Below are 25,968 nucleotides of genomic sequence, written 5' to 3'. Positions count from 1 at the left end.
CACTTGGCCAGGCACGGGCGCATCGTGCCAATGCTTTTGCCAGAATGCCGCACTAAAACGCCGCATTCCTGAAAAAAGGCGGCATGGGGGGGCCTTTCATCATTGGGCATCAAGGCGTTGCCTGCACATATTTCCATCCGAAAATACCGGGATTCAGGCTTTCTCGTACGGACGGTAGCGGGCGGTCCACACCGCGTCGCGCAGGGCGGACTCGACATCGTGGGCCGCAGCCTGCGGGGCCACGCCTTCCTTCTGCCCCTGCGCGATTACGGCGCGGGCCACGGCTGTCGCCACGAGCCGCAGTTCCGATACGGGTGGCAGCAGGGGCGCGGTCGTGGGGTCGGCGGCCTTTGCAGCAGGCGAGAGGGCGGCGAGCGCATGGGCCGCGGCAAGGAACATGCCATCGGTCATGCGCGTGATGCCACCGGCTACCACTGCAAGCCCCACGCCGGGAAAGACATAGGAATTGTTGATCTGGTCAACCGGGCGCATACGCCCGGCATACTCAACAGGCGCGAACGGGCCCCCCGTGCCGATGATGGCGCGCCCCTGCGTCCACGCCAGCAGGTCGGCGGGGGTGGCCTCGATATTGGCGGTGGGATTGGACAGCGCGAAGATGATGGGCCGCGCCGCCTGCTGCGCCATGGGGGCCACGATCTCGCGCGTGAACGCCCCGCCCTGCCCTGATGTGCCGATCAGCATGGTGGGCTGCACATGGGCCATGACCTCGGCGAGCGTAATATTGGCGGCGTCATCCACGCGCCAGTCCAATGCCACATCGGCAGGCTGGGCGAAGGGCTGCTGCCCCTCGGTCACCCCCGGCATGCCCTCGCGCACGAGGCCGTTGATATCGACCATGAAGAAGCGGCGGCTGGCCTCCTGCGCCGTCATGCCGCCTGCCACCATCATCTGCGCCAGCAGGTCGGCAATGCCGCACCCTGCGCCACCCGCGCCGAAAATGACGATCTTCTGGGCATCAAGCGGGGCGCCACCGGCCCTGATGGCCGCGAGCAGCGCCCCGGCGGTCACACCCGCCGTGCCCTGGATGTCATCATTATAGGTACACATGCCATCGCGATAGCGGCGCAGGATGCGCAGCGCGTCGGCACCCGAAAGATCTTCCCAATGCAGGGCGATATTGGGCCAGCGCGTGTTCACGGCCTGAACGAATTCGGCAATGAAGGCATCGTATTCCGCGCCGCGCACGCGGGCGTGCCGCCAGCCGATATATTCGGGGTCGGCCAGCAGGGTCTCGTTATCGGTGCCCACATCGAGCAGGACGGGCAGCGCGCGGGCGGGGTCGAGGCCGCCACAGGCGGTATAGAGCGAGAGCTTGCCAATGGGGATGCCCATGCCATTGGCCCCTTGGTCGCCAATGCCAAGGATGCTGCCGCCATCGCTCGCCACGATCACGCGCACGCCATCAAACTGCGGGTTGGCCAGGATCTCGGCAATGCGGCCACGGTGGTCGGCATAGCTCAGGAACAGGCCGCGCGGGCGGGTCCAGATATGGCTGAACTCACGGCACGCCCGGCCGATGGCGGGGGTGTAGATGATGGGCAGCCAGGCCTCGAGCGCCTCGTCTATGATGGCGTAGAAAAGCGTTTCGTTCCGGTCCTGGATTTCGCGTAGCGCAATATGTCGCGCAAAATTGTCTGGTAGAGCGGCAAGGCGGGCGCGGGCAAGATCGGCCTGCTCGGCCAGGGTGGCGACGGAGGCGGGCAGCAGGCCATGCAGCCCGAACAGGTCACGTTCGCGCCTGTCGAATGCATTTCCCTTGTTCAGCACAGGGCAATCCAGAAGTTCCCTGCCAGACAAAGCCGTTTTGAGGGAAGAGGAAAGCATGGCCCGCGCTGTATCCGACATAATGACCCGATATTGTGATAACGATTGAAAGAGCCGCAGGATACGGATCTGCACATCTTCGTGTAGGGCATGGGCATGCACGCCAACCGTACGCCAAACGCAATCATGGAGCCGGCAGTTGCCTGACGAGATCAGTGACCTGAGATTTTTCTGCATCCTTGCCGCGGCAGGCAGCATTGCGGGCTGCGCGCGCGCCATGGGCCTTTCGCCCGCCGCCATGAGCCGCAGGCTGAGCACCATGGAGGCCCGGCTGGGCACGCGGCTGGTCACGCGCACCTCGCGCCATTTCGCGCTCACGGCGGAAGGGCAGCGCCTGCACGAGCATGCCGTGCGCATCATGCAGGAAGTGGATGAGGCGGAAGCCGAACTGACCGCGCGCGCGGGCATTCCGCGCGGGCTGCTGCGCGTGGGCGTGCCATCGGAGATCGGGCGCAAGATGCTGGCTGGCGTGGTGGCGGCCTTCGTGGAGCAGTACCCCGAGGTGACGGTGCAGCTCACCCTGTCCGATGCCGGGCTGGACGTGATCGATGACGGGCTGGACATTGCCATCCGCCCCGGCATGCCGCCCGATCAGGAGGTGATGACCACCAGCCTGATCAACAGCCGCCGCGTGGTCTGTGCCTCACCCGAATACCGTGACCGCAAGGGCCTGCCCGCCACGCCGCACGACCTGCTCAAGCATGACTGCATCTGCCTGATCCGCCGCCAGCGCATTTTTAACGAATGGGTGTATTTTGATGGCAAGGCCCGCAAGGAAGTGCATGTCACCCCCCGCCTCGCCACATCGAGCAGCGAGGTGGTGCATGACTGGGCGGTGAGCGGGCGCGGCATTGCGCTCAAGGTACTGTGGGACATTGCCGATGACCTGAAATGCGGCAGACTGATCGAATGCCTCAGCACCTACAGGTGGGAGGACGTGACCCTGTGCGCGGTCTACCCCTCGCGCACGCACCTGCCCTCGCGCACGCGGCTATTCCTCGACTTCGTGCGCAAGGAACTGCGGCAGGCCTATTTCGGCACCTAGGCCCGGTCAGGAGGGCGGGATGGGCGCGTAATAGACACACACATATCCGCTCGCCACCACAACCGGGCCTGCCGCCTGTACGCATCATGCGCAGCGCCCCGCCCCATCCCCAGATGGCGCATGCCAGTTTCGTCTCGATCAGCCAGATCATCCTCGTCCGGCGGCGTGAAAGGCACAATTGGCCGTGCTTTCCGGGGCCTGCAGGAACCGGGCGAGATCTGTCGCGGCATCTGTCATGAACAGACTTCCTTACGCGTAAAGACGCGGCTTCAAAAACAGTCAGGACCGATAATTACACGGCATTCGCGCTGCCCGGCAGCCACACCGTGCAGCAGGTGCCCTGCCCCGGCGCGCTGGTGATGTCGAGCCGCCCGCCATGGCGGTCAACGATATGGCGCACGATGGCCAGCCCAAGCCCCGTGCCCTGCTCGCCGCCGGCCCCTGGCGTGGGCGAGACACGGTAGAAACGCTCGGTCAAGCGCGGCAGGTGCTGCGGGGCGATGCCCGGCCCGTTATCACGCACCGAGAGCAGCAGGCCGCCATTATCCTGCCACTGCGCCGCGATTTCGATACGCGGTTCGGCAGGCGGCTGCGGCCTGCCATAACGCAGGGCGTTCTCGCTCAGGTTGACGAGCACCTGCAATATCTGGTCGGCATCACCGCGCAACGTGCCTGCGGGGGCGGGATGCAGCACCAGGGCCGCACGGTCAGCCTCGGGCTTGCCCTGCATCTCCTCATTGAAGCGGGCAAACAGGTCGGTCACCGCAATCATGCCCTGCGGGCGCTGGTGCTCGAGCATCTGCACGCGCGAGAGGTAGAGCAGCCGGTCGATCAGGCGCTGCATGCGGCTGGCCTGCCGGGCCATGATGGCAAGGAATTTGTGCCGTGCCGTGGCATCATTGGCAGCCGGGCCCTGCAGGGTCTCGATAAAGCCGATCAGGGCGGCAAGCGGGGTGCGGAGTTCATGGCTGGCATGGGCCACGAAGTCGCTGCGCGCGCGATCGAGCGCGTCACGTGCCGTGGCGTCAAGCAGCACCACAACGCAGGCGGGCTGTCCGTGCCATATCCCGGCCCTGACAAAGGCCTGCACCACGCGGCGCACCGGCACGTCGGCCTCGATGGTCACCTCCGTCACCCCGCCGGGGCGCAGTTCGGCCACGGCACGCTGGAGCGCGGGGTGGCGCACGAACATGCCCAGGCCCTCGGCAAATTCCACCTGCGCGCGGGCACCGGCATGCAACAGCCGCCCGCCACGGGCCAGCACCAGCAGCGACACGGGCAGGTCATCGACCGGCACCGTATCCTCATCCGCGCCCACGGGGTCGGCCTGCAGGCGCACAGGGTAGCCCGACAGCCGCCCCGCCGCGCCATAACGCCACGCGCCATACCCCCCAAGCAGCGCCCCCGCCGCGAAACCCATCACCACAAGCACAAGCGCAGACACACCGTTCTCCCCCTATCGCGAGCCTGCCCCACGGCACCACAGGCGCGATACCATGAATGGGAGAACAGCGGAAACCAGAATGACAAACGAAATAAAATTACAATTTGTGCGGTGCAAAATTAATATAGTTATTATCAGTTTGACAATTTTATAATTTTAGTCCAATCTTTCCCCAGCATGGAGACTGTTTTGAAAAAACCCGCCCACAGGGCACCCGCAGGACGCATGAAGTTTCTCACGAAAGCGCTGCCACAAAACCGCCCTGAAAAAGACGGGGGCTGAAAACTTTCATTCTCAGCGGCGGTTTATTTTAAACAGTCTCCTAAAAAAACAAGAACAATGGTGCCTCAAATCATGATCCAGTCCCGCCCGCGCAACCGCGCGCCTGTCGTTTTTCCTGCCGCGCACATGGGCCAGCCCCCCGGCTGAGGCCCGCATCCCTTTTTCCCGGCACCCTGCCCCGTCCCGTGATGGACCGGGCCGCAAGAAAATCGACAGACATGACAAGACATATCTCCCCACACGCCAATGGGCGTGCGCGCGCGCCGTTCTCCCCCGGCTGGGGATGGCTGCTGGCCGCAGGCGCCACTGCGCTGGCCCCGGCCCAGCACGCCCATGCCCAGACGGCAGTTGACCCCGGCATGAAGCCGGTGCCCTCCATCATGGCGCCCGGCGCGGTCTCGGCCATGCCCTCGACCGGCATGACGCAGGAGGAACAGATCAGCATGCGCCTCGATGCCGAGCGGCTTGGCCCCCAGCCACAGGCCATCCGCAGGCCACCCAACACGCCCATTCCGCCCAGCGGCGTGCCGGCCTTTCCCTCCGCGGGCCTGGCCACCATGAGCGTGGCCCCGGTCAGCAGCCCCGGTGACAGCAAGGCCTTCCACCAGATCGAACTTGATGCGCTGTCCCACCATGAAGGCCCCTCCGGCCTGCTGCCGGGCTGGATCGACGCCCAGCATGACAGCGACCTCGAGGACCCGTACTACGTGCCCACCGCAGGCAGCGGCCACCTGGTGCCGCTGCTCGACCCGCTGCGCAGACGCCTGCGCGACCACGGCGTGAGCTTTGCCTTTACCTATAAGGGCGAGGCGATGGGCGTGATTGATGGTGGCGTGCAGCGTGGCATGAGCTACGTGCATGAACTGACCGCGCAGGTGAACTTCGACCTTGAGAAAATGGCCGGAATCAAGGGCTGGTCAGTCCATACGCTGGTGATGGAACGCGCAGGCCACGCCGTGAGCCATGACCGGGTGGGCGAATATTACGTCAACCTGCAGGAAGTATATGGCCTCTCTGGCAACGTGGTGGCGCATCTGGTTGATTTCTATGCCGAAAAGAAACTGCTGGACAACCATCTCGACATCAGCTTCGGCCGCATGGCGCTGACCCATGTGTTTGCCACCTCGCCGCTGCTGTGCTCGTTCATGGTCACCTGCTCGGCCCCCGTGGCGCTCAAGCTCGATCCCGGCTTTTCGGTCTACCCCAAGGCCACGTGGGGCAGCCGCCTGCGCCTGCGCCCCACGCGTGACACGGCCATCCAGTTCGGTGCCTATTCGGTCAATGCGCTGAGTGACAACCCCAGCGGCTGGGCCTGGGGCAGCGAGAAGGCGACCGGCGTGATGCTGCCGGTCGAGTTCACGTGGCAGCCCTTCCTGACCCGTAACCGCCTGCCGGGGCACTACATTGTGGGCTACGCGCATGACACCACGCGCTACCCCGACGAGATCGGCATCGGCCTGCCCGCAGCCCTGCGCACGGCGGCGGGCCACCAGCGCTCGGCGCCGATGGACATGTTCTGGTTTGAAGGCGACCAGATGGTCTACCGCCGGGGCGGGCGCAACCAGATGGCCGGTGGCTAACTGATGGCGGGCTACATCCATAACACGCCGCATGTCACGTCCATCTCGGATGAAGCCTATGGTGGCCTGTCCTTCGCGGGTGTCATTCCATCGCGCGTGACCGACCGGCTAGGCATCATGTATTCGTGGTACCATGTCAGCCACCGCAAGGAGGAAGGGCAGATTTTGCGTTACGAGGCCGGTTATTCGCTCGGCGCCTCCGTACGCGCGCCGCAGACGGATTCCCACATCATCGAGGCGTATTACGCCATTGACGCGATGCCCGGCATCCTGGTGCAGCCGGAGTTCGAATACATGATCCGCCCGGGCGAGACCAAGCACATCCCTAATGCGGCCCTCGTGGGGCTGAAGGTCATCGCCAACCTCTAGCCACACGGCCCCTGCCCCGCGCCCCGCACGGCGCGGGGTTTTTCGTGCGTCGTGAATGAGAATGCGAATTTGTTGCAATTATGTGACACACTATGACAAACCCCATGGAGATATATTGCGACTAATTATCAGAATCGATATTGCAGCCTTCTGCAATTAAGAGGCTGTTGCAATATGACCGACAAAATCATCCGCCAGAAACTCAGGCCATTCTCCCTGCTCACCGCATCCATGGCCCTTGCCTGCGCCACCACCAGCGCGCATGCCGCACAGGACACGGTGCCCACAACCGATACGCAGGCCACCACCCCTTCGGGTAATGCCACGGCAAAGGACACCAAAAAGCAGGATGCCTATAACCATGAGGCGGAGCACGGGTTTGACGTCACCCACGTCACGGCCTCGCCCATGAATGTCCTGCATGAATCCATCGGCCTGAGCCGCATGCCGCAGGATGCCATGCACACGCCCCAGAACGTGAACGTGGTGCCGCAGGTGCTCATGCAGCAGCAGAATGTCAAATCGCTCGACGAGGCGCTGAAGAACGTGCCCGGCATCACCGCATCGGTGGGTGAAGGCGAAGGCGGCATGGCGGGCGACCAGTTCCTGATCCGCGGTTTCGCGGCCCAGAACGACATTTATGAAAACGGCCTGCGAGATTTTGGCGTCTATGCGCGCGACAGCTTCTATTATGACCATGTCTCGGTCATCAAGGGCCCGTCATCGGAGGTGTTCGGCAATGGCACCACGGGTGGGGCCATCAACATCGTGACCAAGACGCCGCATCTGGGCAACAGCTACCAGGCCAGTTTCTCGGGGGGAAGCGGGTCATATTACCGTGGCACGCTGGATGTGAACTACCAGATCAACAGCACCACCGCCTTCCGCCTGACCGGCATGGGCAACGAGAACAACGTGGTGGGGCGCGACTACATCTATTCGCATCGCTGGGGCATTGCGCCGTCCATCGCGTTCGGGCTGGGCAAGAAGGTCTCGTTCGTTCTGGAATACTTCCACCAGAACGACAACCGCATCCCTGATTATGGCGTGCCGGTTGTCACCCCCACCGGCGGCATCGGCTACCCGGTGACCGAAAGGGGCGTGAAACGCACCAACTGGTACGGCACCACCTACGACCAGGACAATACCAGCGATGACATGATCACCGGCCGCCTGACCGCCAAGGTCAGCCCCATCCTCACGCTGTATAACGACATGCGTGGCGGCATCTTCCACCGTTATTTCTCGGCCTCGCAGGAGGCATGCTCCAATTTCAGCTCTGGCGCCACGCTGACCAACAACACGATCAACGGCGTGGCCCCCTCCTCCACCTGCCTGTCGGATTACCTGTCCGGCAACGCGGCCAATGCGCAGGTGGCGCGCAATGGTGGCGTGGGCGGCCCCGAGCCCTACCGGCAGAGCGACTGGTCGATCCAGGATGTGTTCTCGGGGATTGCGCATCTGCACACCGGGCATATCCGCCACGAGATCATTGGCGGGTTCGACATCGAGTATGTGACCGATCACCGCCAGAACTACGCCTATGGCTCCAACCGCCCCAGCACCAGCCTGCTCGATCCCTCGCCCTACGTGCCCGGCCTGACACTGGGGAACTGCAGCCAGTACCCCAACCGCCTGGTCAATATCGGCAACGGCGTGGGCCGCAAGTGCTACAAGGACAGTTCGGCACTTGATGTGGGCTTTTTCCTGTCCGACCAGGTGTGGCTGACCAAAAACCTGTCGGTCAAGGCGGGCTTCCGGTGGGATCACTGGAACAGCACCTACAGCGCCACCGGCGGCAGCACGGCCACGCCCGATGTAAGCTACGGCCAGAACGAGACCACCATCAACCCGTCGGTCAGCCTCATGTACACCCCGCGCAGCAACCTGATGGTGTATTTCAACTGGTCGGAATCCACCACGCCCCTCAGCCTGTACGTGACCAACAGCTCCGAGCCGATGACACGCTCCAGCCAGAGCGCCGCCCCCGAGCGCAGCAGGCTGTATGAGGTGGGGGCCAAATACAGCGCCTTCCAGGACCGTATCGGCTTTACGGCGGCCCTGTTCCGGCTCGAGAAGAACAACTCCACCCAGACCGACCCCACAACGGGCGATGTCAGCGCAACCAGCGACCAGGAGCGCAACCAGGGGCTTGAACTCAGCGTATCGGGCACGCTGCTGCGCAACTGGATGTTCTATGGCACCTATGCGCTGTATGACCCCACCATTACCAAGGCGGGCTCCACCTCATCCAAGCAGGGCGGGCAGATCCAGTATGTGCCCCATAACCAGGCCACCGCCTGGACCAGCTACGAGATCGCGCCGCGCAAACCGTGGAACATGACCGTTGGCGGCGGCATCACCTGGCGGCAGGGCGTATGGCTCGACCAGCTCAATACCGCCCGCGCGCCCGCCACGGTGGAGTTCGACGCCATGGTCGCCCACCGCTTCAACAACAACTGGAAAGTGGCCATGAACGCCTATAACCTTGATAACCGGCTCAATTACGGCAGCCTGTTCTCCAACCGCGTCACTCCTTCCGTCGGGCGGTCGTTCCTGTTCAACATCTCGGCGCAGTACTGACCCACCCCCATCAACCAAGGCCACGCCCATGCTGCTGCACATCCCCGCCCTGCTCAACGCCGATGAACTCGCCCACTGCCGCGCCCGCCTGCGCGATGCGCAATGGACCGATGGCCGCGAGACGGCGGGCGTGCAGTCGGCAAAAACCAAGAACAACCTGCAACTGCCCCGCGATTCCGAGGCATGCCGCGAACTTGGCCAGATCGTGCTGCACGCACTCGGGCGCAATGCCCTGTTCAACAGCGCGGTGCTGCCCTACCGGGTCAGCCCGCCGCTGTTCAACCGCTATGAAGGTGGCATGCACTTTGGCGCGCATGTCGATAACGCCATACGCGGCATCCTGGCAGGTGGCATCCACACGCGCATCCGCACCGATGTCTCCTCCACGCTGTTCTTCTCCGATCCCGATGAATATGACGGCGGGGAGCTGACCATCCACGCCAATGGCAACGAGCAGGCCATCAGGCTGCCCGCGGGTGACATGATTCTCTACCCCACCACGGTGCTGCACAGCGTGACACCGGTCACGCGCGGGTGCAGGCTGGCGGCTTTTTTCTGGTCGCAGTCGATGATTGCGGAGGAGAGCCGCAGGCAGATCATGTTCGACCTCGACATGCAGGTCACATCGCTGCGCGAACGGCTGGGGGATGCCGATCCCGCCGTGCTGTCACTGACCAACATCTACCACAACATGATGCGCCAGTGGTGCCTGCTGTGAGCAATTATCCGATGGGGTAGAGGAAATATTTCCGATTTTTTGAATATTTTACGTGCTATTTTCGGATAACCCCTATAGGAAGGTCCTCACGGCTGGACTTTTCAGCTACGGACAAGATTTCAGAGCAGCTACACCAAGCGGCCTTATGGCATCCCCGATAAAACGAAAAGTCTCGATCCCATGCATGTTCGCGTGGGGGTGCCGGTTATTCTAAGGAGGCCAAATTATGGCCGCAGGAACAGTTAAATGGTTCAACGCCCAGAAGGGCTTTGGATTTATCCAGCCTGATGACGGAAGCGCCGATGCTTTCGTGCACATTTCTGCCGTTGAGCAGGCTGGCCAGCAGACCCTGTCCGAAGGGCAGGCCGTGACGTATGACCTCGAGCGGGGCCGTAACGGCAAGTCTTCTGCAGTCAATCTCAAGATTGGCTGATAAACGCGGCAGGAACTCCGGTTCCTGCCGTTTTTATTTCTACCGCTTTTTATACCTGATGCCTGCTTTCCGGCTGATCATGACAGTCCTGCTCTGCCTGCCCGCCTGCGTGGCCCGGGCGCAGATGCCCCAGCCTGGTGGCTGGAACGGAAGCGTGGCCCTGCCTGCCGCCCCCATGGGGCCAGCCTATGCCCCACCCTCACTCAATCACTTCGCACCCCTGCCCCATGCAGCCATGCCGCCTTCGCGCAGCCGCACGACCGGGTTGGATGCCCCTTATGCAGGCGATACGTCACCCACCCCCCAGCCCGACCGCTACGAGCAGGACTGGGCGGCGTTTGAGCAATCAGAACGCGCCATTGCCCGGCAGATGGGCCATAAATAGCAACATGACGCCCTGATGCCTGCCACCCTTCGGGGCAGCATTTTTTGCAAAAGCCTGTGTCAGGCACGGCCTTTTTTTCAAAAAACAGCGCCCAGGCAAGAGGCTGGCTGCGCGCCCTTTGGCGTTCAGTCCTGTATTGCGGCGACCGGACGCGTGCTGGCCAGGGCGGGCAGTTCAAGCAGGTTGATCGCAGCGCCCTCGGCCTGCATGGCACGCGCCATGTCGCGTATGCTGTCGTGATGGGTGAACAGCAGCACCTGCGTGGTGCGGGCGAACTGGGCCAGCACGTTCAGCGTGCTGTGGCTTCGGGCATCATCAAACTGCACCAGCAGGTCATCGGCGATAAATGGCAGCGGCTCGGTAGCGCGGCAATAGGTCTCCACGCTGGCCAGGCGGAAGGCAAGGAAAAGCTGGTCGCGCGTGCCCGCACTCATCTCGCTCACCCCCACCGTGCTGCCATCGGGGCGCACGCCGCGCACCATGGGGTCGTTACTGGCATCAAGTTCCGTCTGTATGCCGCCAAAGGCGCCATCGGTCGCCTGCGCCATGAACATGCCCGCCTGCCGCACCAGCGGGTCCTGCACCTGCGCGCGCACCCGGTCCATGGCGGCGGCAATCAGGTTACGCGCCAGGGTCAGCTCGGCATATTCCTCCACAACACGGTGCAGGCTGGTTATGGCCGCTTCGCGCCGGGCGGCGGCCTGCGGGGCCTCGGTATTATGCTCAAAGGCGGCAAGGGCGCTTTCGGCATGCTGCTCCGTGCGCACGGCATTGTCACGGGCGGCGGCCAGCTCCTCCTGGCGGGCCTGCAATGCTGCGATTTCCGCCTGAAGTTCCGGCCCGTCACGCCCGTCAAGGGCTGCATGAAGCTGCGTGGGAGACTGGCCATCGGTCATGCAGGACAGGGTATGCAGCGCCTGTGCGTGGGCCTCGGCCATGCTGTCGCGCTGTTCCAGCCGGGTGGCAAGCTGGCGCAGCGCATCCGTGCCCTGCGCGTGGGTGCGGGCCTGAAGCGCCTCGATGACGGTGGTGGCGGCCTGCACGCCCGCTTCGCCCTGCGCCACCATATGGTTGGCCTTGTCCAGTTCGGGTTGCAGGGCTTCGCGCTGGTGGCGGGCCTTCTCGGCCTCGCGCCAGTGCTGTTCCAGCTCGTGGGCGGCCAGTGCCGCGTCAGAAGGCAGGCTGAGGGCGAGATGGGGGCGCAGCGCATCCAGCCCGTGCGCCAGTTCGGCTTCATGTGCTGCGGCCTGCGCCGCGGCTTCATCAAGCTCAGCCAGTTGGGTAATGGCGGCAGGTGCCGCCGCCCATTCATCGGCCAGGTCGCGGCCCGTCATGGGCAGGGCATCGGCGTTCAGGCCAATGGCCTGCATGGCGGGTGCCCAGCGGGCGGCCCATTGCTGCCGTTCGGCCTCAAGCGCTTTGGCCTGCTGGCCAAGCTGGGCACGCTGGGGCAGCAGGTCATCATGTTCACGCTGCAGGCGGTCATATTCCTCATGCGCGCTGGCATGCTGGCGCAGGGCGCGGGTCATGCCCTCCACGCAGGCGGCGGGCTGCAGGCCAGCGTCCACGCCCAACGTGCGGGCCAGATGCGCAAGCCCCTCACGCTGCACGGCCAGCCTGATGTGCTCGTGTTCAAGGGCCGCGTGCTCGGTGGCGGCCTGTTCGGCCTCGGCCAGCACGTCAACGCGCTGCTGCACGAAAGCCCCGAGTGCCGCGGGCGTGGCCGCATGGGCCGCGATGGCAGGAAAAGGCGTGATGAATTCCTGCCAGTGCCGGGCAATCTGCCGGGCCGTATCATGCAGGTTGCGCTCATGGCAGGCAATTTTGTCGGTGCACTGGGCCATGTCGTGGCGCAGCGCCTCGATGCGGGCAAGGCGGTCGGCCTGCGCCAGCAACTGGCGTGACAGGCTGTCCGCCTGCGTGATGGCGTTCTCCAGCATCGTGGCATTGTGCTGGCGCGTTGTGGGCGGGGTGGTGGCGTCCGCGCTCAGATAGGCATCGCGGATGGCGTGCCAGGCGCTATCGCGCCTTACGCACGCGGCGTGCAGCATTTCGGGCGTAATGGTGTTGCCCGCATGCTCGAGCCGCTCAAGGGCGGGGCGCAGGCTGGCCAGCCGTTCACGCTCCGTGGCAAGGGCCTGGGTGATACGCTCATTGTGGATGTGCAACCGCTGCTGGCCCTCGGCCGCCACGCGCACGGCCTGCGCATCGGGGCACGGCAGGGCCTGCAGGGCCGCGACCGAGGCCACACCCAGCGCCCTGAGCCGCGCCTCCAGTTTTTCCTGAAGGGCGGCAAGGCCATCCCTGCGCAAATCAAGGCGCCTGATCTCGGCAGGCAGGGCGGCAAAGGCGGTGGCATCCGCATCCACGGGCCGGTCGTGCCCCTGTGCGCGCAGGGTGTCGAGGCGCGCCGCCTTGCGGGCAAGGGCAAGGTCGGTCTGGGCCATCTGCTGCTCCAGCGCCGTGGCCGCGTTGCGCCACTGCATCTGGGCATCGGCCATCTGGCGTATTTCTTCCAGCACCACGCGCTCGGGCATGAACTGGCGCAGATCGGCATCCGGCCCCTTGTTAAGCCACTGGCGCAGGCTGGCAAGGCTGGCATTGATCTGCTGGCGTTTGGCATCGCGTTCGGGCCGGCCCGCGCGCGCGCGGCGGACCGCCTGCCCCAGCGCCATGACCTGTGCCACGCGTGCGCCCTGCGCCATGAGCCGGGCCTGCGCGGGGGGCACGTCTGTCTGGCGTTGCAGGCGCTGCGCCTGCACGCGGGCCGTGGCAAGGCTGGCCTGGGCGGCAGCACCGGCCTCAAGGGCTGCGGTAATCTCGGCCCCCATGCCGGTGGGCAGCGCGGCGAGGTCGGCCAGGGTTGCGCGTTCGGCCTCCAGCCGGGCCAGGGCGTGGAGCTGGGGCAAGGCTTTTGCCAGTTGTTCGAGCCGTGCATGCAGGCGGCGCAGTTCAGCCTGTTCACGGTCGAAATCGGCCCTGTTCTGGCGGGCCTCGTCACGCTGCTGGCAATGGCTGGTATAGGCCTCATGCGTAAGCGAAGCTTCCCTGAGGCTGTCCTGTGCCGCGCGGAAGGCATCGGATGCCTTGTAGAAGGCCCGCTCCGCCGCGCGACGGGGCGCAAACAGGGCCGCGCGCCGTTCATCAATCTCGGCCAGCCGTGTCATGAGGGCACGCAGGCCCCCGCCGGCCTCCACGATCAGCCGCCCGATATCGCCATTGGCCCTGAGCAGGGCCGCGCCCCCGCTGCGCAGCGTTTCGTCATTAAGGCCGAACAGGGCGGTAAAGCGCTCGCGCGTCATGCCGCCAAGGACCGGGGCCAGCACGTCATCGCTGACCGGCTGGCCATCAAGGCCGGCCAGCGTGCGGGTGCGGCCCTTGCGGCGGCGCAGGTCGAGCGTGGCGCCGTTGGCCAGCATGAGGCTGGCCTCCAGCCGGATCTGGTCATTGCCGAACACCGCGCCTGCATCGGACTGGTTGGGAATGCCAAACAGGAAATCGGTCATGGCGGAAAGCGTGGTGCTTTTGCCCGCCTCGTTCGGACCATGGATGACATGCAGGCCGGGAACCGTGCCAAAATCCAGTTCCAGGTCCGCAATGGCGCCATAGCGGATGATGCGCAGGTTACGAATGTGCATCGGGGCTTTCTTCGGGGTTTTCCACCAGTGACAGGGCGAGGTCCACCGCGCGGGCGGGTATGTCGGCTGCAAGCCCCGCACGCAGGGCATCGGTGCGGGTATGGGCGGGCATGCGGTCGATCACGGCGGCGAGGATGGCATCGAGCTCCGCGCGCAGGGCCTCGGGTGTTGCGCTGGCGCGGATATCGGCGGCAATACGCCCGCCGGTGGACGTATCGGCCATGGCCGCGCGCGTGGGCGCGTGGGTCTGGACCTTGAGGCGCTCGAGCCAGATCTCATCGGCAATGCTGGCCAGCACGGTCTCGACTTCAAGCGTCAGTTCACGGGCGTTGCGGATCAGCTCCGCATGCAGCGCTGTCGCGCCAACAAGTTCCAGCCGCAGGGCGATGGGGCGGCCATCCGCCTCGTGCACCACGCCCCCGACCGCGTGGCGGATCAGGCCGGTCATCTCGCCGCGCGTGGTGGCGGCGGACAGGTCAACCCGCACGCTGGCCCAGCGCACCACGTCGAGAACCTGATGGGCCACATCCACCACGGCCCCCGCGCGCACGCTCACCAGCGAGGCCCCCTTCGGCCCGGCCTCGCGCGCGTGGCGGCCCTGCAGGTTGCCCGCATAGACCACATAGGGGTCGCGATGCAGGATCTCGCGGGTGTGCACATGGCCCAGCGCCCAGTACTGGTAGCCATGGTTGACCAGTTGCTCGACCGTGCAGGGCGCGTAAGGCTCATGCCCCTCGCGCCCCTGGCAGGCGGTGTGCAGGATGCCGATATTGAACAGGCCGGGCACGGGGGGCGGGTAATGCCGGGCAATGTTGTCGGTCACGTCGCGGCGGCCGAAGCTGCGGCCATGCACGGCCACGCCAAGGTCATCCATCACCTGTGTTTCGGCCTTGCGGGTATCGAACAGGTGCACGTTGTCGGTTACATGCAGGTGGCGGACAAAGCGGTTCTCGGCATCATGGTTGCCCAGAATCATGAACACGCGGATGCCCGCCCGCCTGAGCCGCGCCATGCCGTTGACGAAGAACAGCCCGCACTGCGCATCACGCAGGTCGCCATCAAACACGTCGCCCGCCAGCACCACGAAACGGCATTCACTGCTGATGGCAAGGTCGATCATGTCCGTAAAGGCGCGGCGCGAGGCATCGCCTATAAGGCGGGCATAGTCATCCGACCGCGCGCCCAGGCCCCGCAGCGGGCTGTCAAGATGCAGGTCGGCGGCATGAAGAAAGCGGAATTCGTTCATGCCGCCATCGTACTCCATTGAAAGCGGATGTAAATGTAATCAGGCATCGGGATCGGTAATGTCGGTGCAGACATATTTCATCTCGAGGTATTCATCCATGCCATAGCGCGACCCCTCGCGCCCCATGCCCGACTGCTTGATGCCGCCAAAGGGAGCCACCTCGTTGGAGATCAGGCCGGTATTATGGCCCACCATGCCGTATTCCAGCGCTTCGGCCACGCGGCAGGCGCGGGCGTGGTCGCGGGTGAAAAAGTAGGCGGCAAGGCCATATTCCGTGTCATTGGCCATGGCGATGGCTTCCGCCTCGGTGTGAAAACGCATGAGCGGGGCCACGGGGCCAAAGGTTTCCTCATGGGCAATGCGCATGGCGGGTGTGACGTCACGCAGCACGGTGGGGCGGTAGAACAGCGCGCCCGCCCTGTCACGCGTGCCGCCGCACAGCACGCCAGCCCCCTTTGTCACGGCATCACGCACATGGGCCTCCACCTTGTCGCGCGCGGCCGCGCTGACCAGCGGGCCGATGGCGGAATCAGGTTCATGGCCCGGCCCCACATGCAGCCTGCCCACCACCCTGGCGAAGCGGGTGGCGAAGTCATCATAGATGCTGTCATGCACCAGAAAGCGGTTGGCGCACACGCAGGTCTGGCCGGCGTTGCGGAATTTGGCGGTGACGGCGCTTTTGATGGCCTGTTCGATATGCGCATCCTCAAACACGATGAAGGGCGCATTGCCACCGAGCTCAAGCGACAGGCGCTTGAGCGTGGGGGCTGACTGCGCCATGAGAATGCGCCCGACCGGCGTCGAGCCGGTAAAGGACAGCTTGCGGATGGCGGGGCTTGCGCACAGCGCCTTGCCCAGCCGCACGCCATCACCGGGCAGGACCTGCACCAGCCCTGCCGGCACGCCGGCCTGATGGGCGAGTTCGGCCAGCGCCAGGGCGGTGAGCGGGGTCAGTTCCGATGGCTTGATGATCATGGCGCACCCCGCCGCAAGGGCGGGAGCGGCCTTGCGGGTGATCATGGCGGCGGGGAAATTCCACGGCGTGATGGCGGCACACACCCCCACGGGCTGGCGGATCACGCTCAGCCGGGTGGCCGGGTTGGTGGGAGGGATCACATCGCCGTAGCCGCGCATGGCCTCGGCCGCGAACCACAGCAGGAAGCTTGCGGCATAGCGGATCTCGCCCGCGGCTTCCGCGCGCGGCTTGCCCTGCTCGGTCACGATCAGCGTGGCGAGGTCATCAAGGTTATCCATGACCAGATCGTGCCACCGCGCAAGGATCACCTGCCGCTGGGCTCCGGTGCGGTTGCGCCATTGCGCCTGCGCCGCCACGGCCGCCTCGATGGCGCGCGCCACATCCGCCGCCCCGCATTCCGCCACCTCGGCCACCTCGGCACCGGTGGCCGGATTGTGCACTGCCCGGCGCGCGCCCTTCAGTGCCGGGGTCCATTCGCCATGGATGAAAGCCTCCTTGCGAAAAAGCGATGTATTGCCGAGATGCACGGTCATGTCAGGCTCCGATCAGGCAGGCGCGGTGGCAGGTTGGATAATGCTCATGCCTTCATCAATGATCGCATCCGATGCCGTCAATGCCGCATGGGGCCACAACCCGGCGCAGGCCGTGGGGGCACCCCCGTTTCGCCCGCAAGGGCGCGGATCGTGGCGGTTGTGCTGCCATGGCAGGCGTGCCATGCGCTTGAAGAATATCCTTGTCTCCCTGCCCCCCGCATGCGTGGGCCATGCCTGGAAACCACCCCGCCTGCGCGCCGGGCGTGGGGAGCATGGGCGCAGGCCAGTGGTGCGCCGCGACATTGTCAGATAAGTATGAGATCGTTTCTGACCAGGATGGATGTGGCGTGTTTCTGCGGCAGTTGACCTATCTCATAGCGCTTGATCGCTACCGGCATTTTTCCCGCGCGGCGGAAAGCTGCGGCGTATCGCAGCCCGCGCTCTCCTCGGCCATACGCCAGCTTGAGACCGAGCTGGGCATTACCATCATCCGCCGCACCCGCCGCTTCAATGGCCTGACCGATGAGGGGCAGCGCGTGCTCGACTGGGCACGCCAGACGCTGGCCGCCCTTGATGGCCTGCGGCAGGAAGCCGCCTTCGCGCAGGCGGTGGCGGGCGGGTCGCTGTCCATCGGCGTGATGCCGCCCGCACTCCAGGCATCGCCCATGCTATTGGAAAATTTTCGCACCGCCATACCCGGCCTGCACCTGCAGGTGCGCCTTGGTTCGTGCGCCGATACCATCCACCGCCTGCGCCAGCAGCAGCTTGACCTCGGGCTGGTCTATCTTGACCAGATCCCCCCCGATGGTCCCTTTGAGGCCCTGCCGCTCTATACCGAACAGCATGTGCTGGTGGCGGCCGAACCGTTCGTGCTGCCCGCGGGCCGACGCGAGTGGCACACGCTGGCCGACCTGCCGCTCTGCCTGCTCAGCACGGAAATGCGCACCCGCCAGATCGTGGATGCGGCCTTTCGCGCGGCGGAGGTGACGCCCCTCATCGTCATGGAAACCAATTCGCTCGAAGTGCTGTATGCCGAGCTGCTGGCCGGGCGCCTTGCCAGCATCCTGCCCGTTGCGGCCCTGCCCACCCATACGGGGCATGGCCGGCTGCAGGTGCGCCCGCTGGGACCATGCGCCGCACCCGAAGTGGGGCTGGCACGGCTGACGCAATCCCTGCCCACCGCATTGAGCGTGCGGGTATGGGAAATCGCGGCGGGCCTGGACATCCGCGACATCTTCGCCCTTGGGTAAGGTGGCGGGCAGGTAACAGCAATAAAGGCCCCGCCTAGCGCCCCCACCCCTGACCGAACTGCTGCATCTGCTGCTGCTGTTGCATCTGCATCTGCTGGCGCTGCTGGCCGAGCTGTTCTTCCTGCTGGCGGAACTGCTGGTCCATCTGCCGGGACTGCTGTTCGCGCTGCTGGCGGATCTGCTCGCGCTGGCGCTCGATCTGTTCGCGGCCGCCGGGCTGGTTGCCCATCTGCCGGGCCTGCTGGTCAAGCTGCATGTCCTGCTGACGGAACTGCTGGTCCATCTGCTGGCGCTGCTGGTCACGCTGCATGCGCATCTGTTCGCGCTGCTGGTCGAGCTGCATCTGCTGCTGGCGGAACTGCTGGTCCATCTGCTGGCGCTGCTGGTCGCGCTGCATGCGCATCTGCGCGTCCTGCTGCTCACGTTGCATGCGCTGCTGCATGTCGGGCTGGGCATGCGCCATGCCTGCGCCCATCAGGCAGCCCGCAAACGCAAATGCTGCAAGGCGATGGGGATACCGGGCGGAAAGACGGGCCATGGTTGTTTCCTTCTGTTACAAACCCCTTCCTTCCTACAGGATCAGGGCCGGTAATCCAGCCCGATATCCATGACGCGCACGGTATGCGTAAGCCAGCCCAGCGAGATCAGGTCCACCCCGGCCTGTGCCACGGCGGTGACCGTATCGGGCGTAATGCCGCCCGAGGCCTCGGTTATGGCGCGGCCATCCACCAGTTTCACGGCTTCGCGCAGCATGTCGGGCGGCATGTTGTCGAGCAGGAACACATCTACGCCGCCGGTTTCCAGCCCCTCGCGCAGCTGTTCCAGCGTGTCCACCTCAAGCTCGATGCGCACCAGATGGCCCGCCGCCGCCCGCGCGCGTTCGACCGCGGGCCTGACGCCACCGGCAAAGGCGAGGTGGTTGTCCTTGATCAGGATTGCATCATCAAGGCCAAAACGGTGGTTGCTGCCGCCGCCGGCCCGCACGGCGTATTTCTGGATGGCGCGCAGGCCGGGCATGGTCTTGCGCGTGCAGGTGATGCGGGCGCGGTAAGGCCGCACAAGATCAGCCACCGCAGCCGTGGCCGTGGCAATGCCGCTGAGATGCGAGAGGAAGTTCAGCCCCACCCGCTCGCCCGACAGGATGCCGCGCGCCGGGCCTTCCACCGTGGCCAGCACGTCACCCGGCCCGACCCTGCCGCCATCGCGCAGCTTTGGGGTAAACGTGATGCGACGGTCCATCAGGGCAAAGGACAGGCGCGCCATGTCCAGCCCCGCGATCACGCCGTCCTGCCGCGCCACGAAGGCGGCGCGGACGGTGGTGTCGCCCTCCCCGATCACGGCATCGGTGGTGAGATCGCCCGCGCGGCCCAGATCCTCGAGCAGGCCCGCGCGCACGAGGGGCTCGAGCATGATATCGGGCAAGGGGTGGAGCATGGGGGTGTTTCTTTCCTTCATTGGGGGGTAGGCACGGGCGCATCGACCTGCGCGCCCAGGCGGGCAAGGTCTGCCAGTGTCAGGCGCGAGGCATGGGGCGTGGATGCCGCGTGCGGATAATCGCTGCGGAAATGGCCGCCCCGGCTTTCGGTGCGCAGCAGGGCGGCGTGCATGATGGCGGCACAGACCAGCCGGGCATCGCTTTCAGGCTGGGCGAGCACCTGCCGCAGCCCCGCCTCAAGCTCCGCCCCGCTGCGGATGACACCGGCATAACGGCTCATGAGCCGCCGCAGGCCAACCGGGGGCGGTGCCCATCGTGGCCCCGTGGCAGGCTTGCTGGCCACGGGCCGGAGCGGGCGGTCATGGCCATCAAGCGCCTGGCCGATCCATGTGCCGAACGATACGGCTTCAAGCAGGGAATTGCTGGCCAGGCGGTTGGCCCCGTGCAGCCCGGTGCAGGCGACCTCGCCCGCGGCCCACAGGCCCGGCACGCCGGTGCGCCCTGCATGGTCGACCACCACGCCACCCATATGGTAATGGGCGGCAGGCCTTACGGGGATGGGCTGCGTGAGCGGATCAATGCCATGCGCCGCGCATAGCGCGGAAATGGCGGGAAAATGCTGCGTAAAGGCAGCCCCGATGGCCGTGCGGGCATCAAGATAGACCGTGTGGCCTGCCATCATGTGCCGCCACACCGCGCGCGATACGGTATCACGCGTGGCGAGTTCCTCGGTAAAGCGGGCGCCGGTTTCATCAATCAGGGTCGCCCCCTCGCCCCGCACCGCCTCGCTGACAAGACACAGGCGCTGGCCATCCGCCCCGGCGGAAAGGGCGGTGGGGTGAAACTGCACGAACTCCATGTTGCCCAGCACGGCGCCCGCGCGCGCGGCAATGGCCAGCCCGCTGCCCGTGGCCCCCGCCGGGTTGGTGGTATCGGCAAACAGGCCGCCCACGCCCCCCGTGGCCAGCACGATGGCGGTGGCGGGCATGGTCACTTCCGTGCCTGCAATGACCGCCCGTAACCCTGCCACCGCGCCATCATGCAGCACCAGATCACGCGCATGGGCGCGCTCGATGACCGTAATGCGCGGGGTGCGCCGCACGCGGGCGATGAGCGCGCGCATGATGGCCGCGCCCGTCGCATCCTCGCCCGCATGCACGATACGGCGGCGCGCATGGGCGGCCTCCAGCCCGCGCTGCAGGCTGCCATCGGGGTTGCGGTCCCATGCCACGCCCAAGTCAGCAAGGCGCCCGACTACGGCGGGGCCATCATCGGTGACCCGCCTGACGGTGTCGGGGTCGCACAGCCCCGCGCCCGCCGCCAGCGTGTCGGCCGCGTGCAGGGCGGGCGTATCATCCGCGCCAACGGCAGCCGCCAGGCCACCCTGCGCCAGCCAGCTTGCGGCATGGGGCGGGCGTATTTCATCCAGCCGGCCCGCGCATAGCAGAACGCACGGCCGCGTGGTGGAGAGCGCGGTCATGACCCCCGCCAGCCCCGCCCCCACGATGAGCGGCTGCCCCACGAGCGGGCGCAGCGGCGGGAGGGCGGTCATATCGCCAGCATGCGCTCGACGGCACGGCGGCCACGGCTGGCCATTTCCGGGTCGAGCGTGACCTCATGCGTCATGTTTTCCAGCGACTGGCGGATATTGGCCAGCGTGATGCGCTTCATGTGCGGGCACATGTTGCACGGGCGGATGAACTCTGTCTGCGGGTAGCGCACGGCTAGGTTGTCGCTCATGGAGCACTCGGTCACGAGCAGGATGCGGCCACCCTTATGGTCGCGCACGTAATCATCCATCATGGCGGTGGAGCCGCTGAAATCCGATACCGCCACGACCTCGGGCGGGCATTCGGGGTGGGCAAGCACCACGAGGCCGGGATGGTCGGCGCGCATGCGCTCGATCTCGCCCGGCGTAAAGCGCTCATGCACCTCGCAGTGGCCGGCCCAGGTGATCATCTTGATGCCGGTCTCGGCCTCGATGTTGCGGGCAAGGTATTCATCGGGGATCATGATGACCCGGTCCGTGCCCAGGCTTTCCACCACGCGCTTCGCATTGCCCGAGGTGCAGCAGATATCGCTCTCGGCCTTCACCTCGGCTGAGGTGTTCACATAGGTCACCACCGGCACGCCGGGATAGCGCTGGCGCAGCAGGCGCACATCCGCCCCCGTGATGGAATCGGCCAGCGAGCAGCCTGCCCTGAGGTCGGGGATCAGCACGGTGCTGTGCGGGTTGAGCATCTTGGCGGTCTCGGCCATGAAGTGCACGCCCGCCATCACGATCACGTCGGCATCCGTATTCTGCGCCTCACGCGCCAGGGCAAGGCTGTCGCCGCGGATGTCGGACACGCAATGGAAGATTTCCGGCGTCTGGTAGTTATGCGCCAGAATGACGGCGTTGCGCTCGCGCTTGAGGGTCTCGATCGCGCGGATGTCCTCGACAAAGGTCTCCCATTCCATTTCGGGGACCAGATGACGCACCCGGTCATACAGCCCGTCCGTTTTGCCACGTGGCGCAATCTGGTTCATGCCTGTTCTCCCTTCCCATTCCCGCATGCCATTTATGCTCATATTGAGTATAAGTCGGGCCGCAGGGACCGGCCCCACACTTCCAGAGCGAAACAGCCCGCTTGTCAATCAGGATTTTCGTGAGGTGCGGGCCGACCGCTCAGGGCTGCACCAGCGGAATCTTGGTACCAACGAATTGCCGCGCCTGCCGCACCTCGCCACAGAAGCGGAACAGGCGGGCCGGGCGGCCGCCGGTACGTTCCTCGATTTCGCCAGTTTCTTCAACCAGTTGCTGCTGCATGATCAGGCGACGGAAATTCTGCTTGTGCACATGCACGCCCGAGAGGCTTTCCATCACGCGCTGGAGCTGGAGCAGGGTGAAGGCCTCGGGCATCAGTTCAAACACGACCGGGCGATAACGTATTCTTGCACGCAGCCGCGCCATGGCCGTTGCCAGAATACGACGGTGGTCATGGTGCATGGACTGCCCCGGCACGGCGCGATCAGGCGGGCAGCCTGCCTCGGCCACCAGCCCTGCCTCATACAGCAGCTCGTAGCGCTGGAGCACCAGCTCGTCATTCCAGGCCACCATGTCGCCAATGGCGAACAGGCTGACACAGCGCTGCCACTGCCGCACGCGCTCGGCGGGGTGGCCCATGCCCGCCACCCAGTGGCACAGCAGGCGCTCGATCAGGGCCAGGCTGGCACGGCCCTCATCGCTCTTGCAGTTCTCCCACGGGAAGTAGTCATACCAGTCGCGCCACCCCGTCTCGCCCGCGTGGCTGCGCGTGAGTGCGAGGTAGGAAATGGCGATCATCCGCCCCTGCGTGGTGGCAAGGATGCGGTCATGGTCGGCAAAGGTGTAGAGCTGCTCGACATGCCCGATGGGGTGGCCGGTCTGGCGCTCCACCCACGCCCTGACGCCTGCCTGCAACGAGCGATGCGTGCTTTCCAGCGGGCCGGAAGGCAGCTGCCGCCCATGGTCGATGGTCATGACCTGGGGAACATCCCCCCGCACGGCCGTCAGGACAGCGATCAGCTCGATCATCATATGGGTTGTCATGGCGGGCAGGAACCTATCACGCTCCGGCCCGGTTTGGGGAGGGATTTTCCTGGCCTCACCGCGCGGGCGGGCAGATGGCGATGCGGATTGGCTGGCCGCTGATGTCCGCGCGGATGGCGGTATGGCCATGCGCGTCACCATCGCTCTGCACGGGCAGGCCGGTGGGAGCGGGAATGGCGACGGTGCTGGCCCGCAGTATCGTCACATCCTTCTGGCGTGGCAACGTGCCACGCAGCAGGGCCAGCCCGTAGCGCAGGGTTGCCCATGGCCCGGCATTGCCAAACAGCACGACGGAGAACGCCTTCTCCGCCTGCATGGAAGCGGGTGCGAGCACATGCGGGCCTGCGTACAGCGCCCCTTTCGAGATGATGACGGACGAGGCTTCATGCGCCACGCCATCCACCTCCACGCGCAGAACGGGGTAGCGGTAGCTCCACAGCGCCCGCAGCACGGACACCACATAGGCCGCGCGCCCCACCGCCTTCTTCAGGCGTGGCGAGACGGTGTGAACCACATGGGCGTCAAACCCCACCCCCGCCATCTGCACGAAAAGCGACCTGCCCTGCGCCGTATGCAGCACGCCCGGCCACACGGTGGCGCAGCTGCCCGCGATGATGCTGCGCGCAAGCAGGTCTTCATCAAACGGCAGGCCGAGTTCGCGCGCCAGCACGTTGGCCGTGCCCACAGGCAGCACCGCCAGCACCACGTCGGAGCCCGCAAGCCCGCGCGCCACTTCGGCCACGGTGCCATCGCCGCCGGTGGCCACGACATGGCTGCACCCGCCCTGGCGCACCGCATTACGCGCCAGCGCGGTGGCATGCCCCCGGGCGCGCGTCTGGACAACCTGCACCGCAACACCCGCGCGGCGCAGGACCCCGGCCAGGCGGGTGGCATGGCCCGAGCGCCGCCGCCCTGCGGTGGGGTTGACGATAATGGTAACGGATCGCGACGCATCCATGGCCATGGTGTCTAGAACACCATGCGCGAAATGACTACCGGGCCACCCAGCGGGCATGCCGCTGGGCAGGACAGTGCAATACCTTGACCTTCTGCTGGAAAACCAGCGTGTTATGACACCATGCCCCGGCCCTGCTCCCCTTTACAGACAGCATGGCTTCCTGTCCTAATGGTGTGGATGAAAGTGAAACGATTACAGCGCCACAGGCCACGCCACGCCTGCCGGACCCTGACTTCTGCCGCCCCGGTTCCGGCGGATTTCTGCCCCCGGGCCTGCTGCCTGTTACCCGCCGCGCACGGGCACGATGGCAGGCACCATGACTGAAAATACGCCTCCCTGCCCTGCCCGGGCCGCCTCCGTGCTCAGGCAGCGCCACATCATCATGATTGCGCTGGGCGGCGCCATCGGGGCCGGGCTGTTCGTGGGCAGCAGTGCTGCCATTGCGGCGGTGGGGCCTGCGGCGCTGCTCGGCTTTGTCGCGGTGGGCATGCTGGTTATGCTCGTCATGCGCATGCTGGGGGAAATGGTGATTGCGTGCCCCGGCAAGGGCTCGTTCGTGGAATATATCCGCACGGCACATGGCAATGGGGCCGCGTTTACCACCGGGTGGCTGTACTGGTTCTTCTGGCTGGTGGCGCTGGGCAGCGAGGCGATTGCAGGCGCGATATTGTTGCATGACTGGATCAGGCTGCCGGTCTGGGTGCTGGCCACGGCGCTGATCGTGGCGCTTAACCTGGTCAACCGCATGGCGGTGCATGTTTTTGGCGAATGCGAGTTCTGGCTCTCGCTCATCAAGGTGGCCAGCATCGTGGCCTTTGTGGTGGCGGGCGGGCTGTACGTGGCGCATGTGTTTGGCCCCGGCGTGCCGGTCATGCACAATATAACGGGTCATGGCGGGATTTTTCCCCATGGCGGGATGGGGGTGCTGTCCATCATCCCCACCCTTCTGTTCACCATGATCGGTTCGGAAATCGCGACCGTGGCCGCCGGTGAATCCGCTGAACCGGCCAAGAACGTGGCGCATGTCACCCGCAGCCTCGGCACGCGCATCATGCTGTTCTACAGCCTGTCCATCGCGCTGATCCTGATGATCGTGCCATGGTGGACCATCGAGCCCGGCCATTCGCCCTTTGTCGCCGCCATGCAGGTCATGGGCATTCCGGGGGCGGCGGCGTGCATGCGGGTGGTGGTGCTGACGGCGGTGCTGTCGTGCATGAACTCCAGCCTCTACATCACCTCGCGCATTCTGGCCGAACTGGCGCGCCATGGCGATGCGCCCGCCCTGCTGCAATGCCGCAACCGCCAGAACACGCCGGTCAATGCCATCATGGCCAATTCACTGGCCGGCGGCGTGGTGGCGTTTTCCTCCATCGTGGCGCCTGACACGGTGTTCTCCTTCCTGCTCAGTTGCAGCGGGGGCGTGATCCTGCTGGTCTATTCGCTTATCGTCACGGCCTATGTGGTCACCCGCCGCGCGGCCACGCCCGCCATGCGGCAGGCGTGTTTCCGGCTGCCGTTCTTTCCCCTCGTCAACATGGCAACGCTGGGGGGCGTGCTGGTCATTTTCGCGGCGATGCTGCTGACCCCCTCACAGCGCATGACCGCACTGGCCAGCCTGGGCACGACAGTGTTCTTCGTGCTGATCCATGCCCTGCGCCGCAAAAGGCAGGCGTGATT

General features: G+C 65.5%; 19 protein-coding genes and 1 pseudogene. 9 read left to right on the top strand and 11 right to left on the bottom strand.

The window, feature by feature from the left end:
- Positions 1-153: 153 nt before the first annotated feature.
- The gene (locus DV027_RS10765; RefSeq protein ID WP_130731800.1) at positions 154-1,866 is read right to left on the bottom strand and encodes an oxaloacetate-decarboxylating malate dehydrogenase; all 1,713 of its coding nucleotides are present in this window, start codon (positions 1,864-1,866) and stop codon (positions 154-156) included.
- Positions 1,867-1,984: 118 nt separating this feature from the next.
- On the opposite strand from DV027_RS10765, the gene DV027_RS10760 reads away from it, so the two are divergent.
- On the top strand, positions 1,985-2,890 hold the full coding sequence (locus DV027_RS10760) for a LysR family transcriptional regulator (protein ID WP_130731799.1): 906 nt from the start codon (positions 1,985-1,987) through the stop codon (positions 2,888-2,890).
- 292 nt (positions 2,891-3,182) lie between these two features.
- On the opposite strand, the gene DV027_RS10755 is transcribed toward DV027_RS10760, so the two are convergent.
- A complete protein-coding gene (locus DV027_RS10755) occupies positions 3,183-4,334 on the bottom strand; it encodes a sensor histidine kinase (protein WP_242621850.1) in 1,152 nt (383 codons plus the stop codon).
- A 500-nt stretch (positions 4,335-4,834) separates the two neighbouring features.
- Between DV027_RS10755 and DV027_RS10750 the strand changes: the two are divergent.
- The 5 genes and pseudogenes from DV027_RS10750 to DV027_RS10730 all read left to right on the top strand — a co-directional run bounded on the left by DV027_RS10750 (position 4,835) and on the right by DV027_RS10730 (position 10,684).
- A pseudogene (locus tag DV027_RS10750) lies at positions 4,835-6,565 on the top strand (carbohydrate porin).
- 174 nt (positions 6,566-6,739) lie between these two features.
- Entirely contained in the window at positions 6,740-9,148 is a 2,409-nt protein-coding gene (locus DV027_RS10745; RefSeq protein WP_130731798.1) for a TonB-dependent receptor, read from the top strand.
- Positions 9,149-9,176: 28 nt separating this feature from the next.
- On the top strand, positions 9,177-9,866 hold the full coding sequence (locus DV027_RS10740; protein ID WP_130731797.1) for a Fe2+-dependent dioxygenase: 690 nt from the start codon (positions 9,177-9,179) through the stop codon (positions 9,864-9,866).
- A gap of 226 nt (positions 9,867-10,092) precedes the next feature.
- On the top strand, positions 10,093-10,299 hold the full coding sequence (locus DV027_RS10735; RefSeq protein ID WP_061271879.1) for a cold-shock protein: 207 nt from the start codon (positions 10,093-10,095) through the stop codon (positions 10,297-10,299).
- 79 nt (positions 10,300-10,378) lie between these two features.
- Positions 10,379-10,684, top strand: coding sequence for a hypothetical protein (locus DV027_RS10730; RefSeq protein WP_242621849.1), 306 nt, complete (start codon positions 10,379-10,381; stop codon positions 10,682-10,684).
- Between the two features lie 125 nt (positions 10,685-10,809).
- Here the strand turns inward: DV027_RS10730 and DV027_RS10725 are convergent, their stop codons facing one another.
- Genes DV027_RS10725 through DV027_RS10715 form a run of 3 tightly spaced genes read right to left on the bottom strand, consistent with a single transcriptional unit; the run spans position 10,810 to position 17,077 of the window.
- Complete coding sequence (locus DV027_RS10725) at positions 10,810-14,322, bottom strand: YhaN family protein (RefSeq protein WP_130731795.1); 3,513 nt, start codon at positions 14,320-14,322, stop codon at positions 10,810-10,812.
- Entirely contained in the window at positions 14,309-15,568 is a 1,260-nt protein-coding gene (locus DV027_RS10720; RefSeq protein WP_242621848.1) for a metallophosphoesterase family protein, read from the bottom strand. Before DV027_RS10720 ends, DV027_RS10725 begins: the two co-directional genes overlap by 14 nt.
- A 39-nt stretch (positions 15,569-15,607) precedes the next feature.
- Positions 15,608-17,077 (bottom strand): NAD-dependent succinate-semialdehyde dehydrogenase, encoded by a 1,470-nt coding sequence (locus DV027_RS10715; protein WP_130731793.1) that lies wholly within the window; start codon positions 17,075-17,077, stop codon positions 15,608-15,610.
- Positions 17,078-17,123: 46 nt separating this feature from the next.
- On the opposite strand from DV027_RS10715, the gene DV027_RS10710 reads away from it, so the two are divergent.
- Complete coding sequence (locus DV027_RS10710; RefSeq protein ID WP_130731792.1) at positions 17,124-17,390, top strand: hypothetical protein; 267 nt, start codon at positions 17,124-17,126, stop codon at positions 17,388-17,390.
- Between the two features lie 34 nt (positions 17,391-17,424).
- Positions 17,425-18,327 (top strand): LysR family transcriptional regulator, encoded by a 903-nt coding sequence (locus DV027_RS10705; protein ID WP_165399172.1) that lies wholly within the window; start codon positions 17,425-17,427, stop codon positions 18,325-18,327.
- A 34-nt stretch (positions 18,328-18,361) separates the two neighbouring features.
- Here DV027_RS10705 and DV027_RS10700 read toward each other — a convergent pair whose 3' ends face one another.
- The 6 genes from DV027_RS10700 to DV027_RS10675 all read right to left on the bottom strand — a co-directional run bounded on the left by DV027_RS10700 (position 18,362) and on the right by DV027_RS10675 (position 24,297).
- The gene (locus DV027_RS10700; RefSeq protein ID WP_130731791.1) at positions 18,362-18,865 is read right to left on the bottom strand and encodes a hypothetical protein; all 504 of its coding nucleotides are present in this window, start codon (positions 18,863-18,865) and stop codon (positions 18,362-18,364) included.
- A 41-nt stretch (positions 18,866-18,906) separates the two neighbouring features.
- The gene (gene nadC, locus DV027_RS10695) at positions 18,907-19,761 is read right to left on the bottom strand and encodes a carboxylating nicotinate-nucleotide diphosphorylase (protein ID WP_130731790.1); all 855 of its coding nucleotides are present in this window, start codon (positions 19,759-19,761) and stop codon (positions 18,907-18,909) included.
- Positions 19,762-19,778: 17 nt separating this feature from the next.
- Positions 19,779-21,314 (bottom strand): L-aspartate oxidase, encoded by a 1,536-nt coding sequence (locus DV027_RS10690; protein ID WP_130731789.1) that lies wholly within the window; start codon positions 21,312-21,314, stop codon positions 19,779-19,781.
- Entirely contained in the window at positions 21,311-22,291 is a 981-nt protein-coding gene (gene nadA / locus DV027_RS10685; protein WP_130731788.1) for a quinolinate synthase NadA, read from the bottom strand. The genes DV027_RS10690 and nadA overlap by 4 nt, the downstream gene beginning before the upstream one ends.
- A gap of 139 nt (positions 22,292-22,430) precedes the next feature.
- Positions 22,431-23,321: an NUDIX hydrolase gene (locus tag DV027_RS10680; RefSeq protein WP_130731816.1), complete on the bottom strand. Its 891-nt coding sequence runs from the start codon at positions 23,319-23,321 to the stop codon at positions 22,431-22,433.
- 67 nt (positions 23,322-23,388) lie between these two features.
- The gene (locus DV027_RS10675; protein ID WP_130731787.1) at positions 23,389-24,297 is read right to left on the bottom strand and encodes a diacylglycerol/lipid kinase family protein; all 909 of its coding nucleotides are present in this window, start codon (positions 24,295-24,297) and stop codon (positions 23,389-23,391) included.
- 310 nt (positions 24,298-24,607) lie between these two features.
- Here DV027_RS10675 and DV027_RS10670 point away from each other — a divergent pair, with 310 nt between their 5' ends.
- Positions 24,608-25,966 (top strand): amino acid permease, encoded by a 1,359-nt coding sequence (locus tag DV027_RS10670; protein WP_130731786.1) that lies wholly within the window; start codon positions 24,608-24,610, stop codon positions 25,964-25,966.
- The last annotated feature ends 2 nt before the right edge of the window (positions 25,967-25,968 follow it).

It is taken from the genome of Komagataeibacter xylinus (genome assembly GCF_004302915.1).
GTDB lineage: Bacteria > Pseudomonadota > Alphaproteobacteria > Acetobacterales > Acetobacteraceae > Komagataeibacter > Komagataeibacter xylinus_C.
This window is presented reverse-complemented; position numbering and strand designations above follow the sequence as displayed.